This window comes from Deinococcus aerolatus, from assembly GCF_014647055.1.
GTDB classification, from domain to species: domain Bacteria; phylum Deinococcota; class Deinococci; order Deinococcales; family Deinococcaceae; genus Deinococcus; species Deinococcus aerolatus.
In genome coordinates this window covers 1-868 of sequence record NZ_BMOL01000067.1, presented here as the reverse complement: position 1 = coordinate 868, position 868 = coordinate 1, and the positions used below count along the sequence as shown (strand labels likewise).

Below are 868 nucleotides of genomic sequence, written 5' to 3'. Positions count from 1 at the left end.
GGGTAGGCGTACCCGAGGGCCGAGTGAAGCCTCGCGGTGTTATACCAGTGCTGGAATTGGGCGCACTGGACGCGGAGTTCGGTGATGGACCGCACCTCCTGCCGGAAGATCCATTCGTATTTCAGATTTCGGTTCACCCGTTCGAGAATCCCCATCCCACCGCGCTGCGACACCTTCGCCCTGATCCAGCAGCCCACCTCATCGCAGGCCTGCCGGAACGCCTGCGACGTGAAATCTGACCCTCCATCCGACATCACCACGATGCTGTCCTCAATCCCGTGGCGATGGAGTAGCTGAAGACCTACCTGCAGCGCGGTGACCGCGCTGCTTGCCGAGAGATGGCGAACCACTTCCAGGTGCAGCACGGCACGACTTTGAACGTCCAGCACGACATACACCCAGGCCACGCCGTCGGTGAGACTGAATCGGGTGGCGTCAATTTGAACCCGGCGCCCCTCGGGCCACAGAAGGGGCGTCAGGATGGGCACAGACGGGCGCCGGATTTTCCTCGGCTGGGCCGGAATCAGATCCAGTTCCCGGAGCAAACATCTGACCTCGTGACGGCCAGGCGCAGCCTGACCGTATTGCCTGACCAATTGACGCTGAACGCGCCGATACCCATACGTTGGATTCGCCAATGCGACGTCACGCACCCGGTCACGGTGTGCCGCTTGACGAACTTGACGTGCTTTTTCTTGCTCTCCGTGACGCCCGGCGTCACGGAGCTTCCAATACGGCACCTCGACGTCCCGGGCAAAGCTGGACAGGCTGACGTGGGGCTGGTCTTGGAGCACCTCGGTGTACAACGCGAGGGCCTGCTGAACGCTCAAAGACCCCGGGCTTTTTTTGCGATATAGAGGGACAACTC

The 868-nt window shown here is 61.5% G+C and carries 1 protein-coding gene; it reads right to left on the bottom strand.

Annotation, left to right across the window (positions count from 1 at the left end):
• Positions 1–830: integrase core domain-containing protein (locus IEY31_RS18540; RefSeq protein ID WP_229723780.1), on the bottom strand; the 830-nt coding region annotated here is incomplete at its 3' end.
• Positions 831–868: the final 38 nt, after the last annotated feature.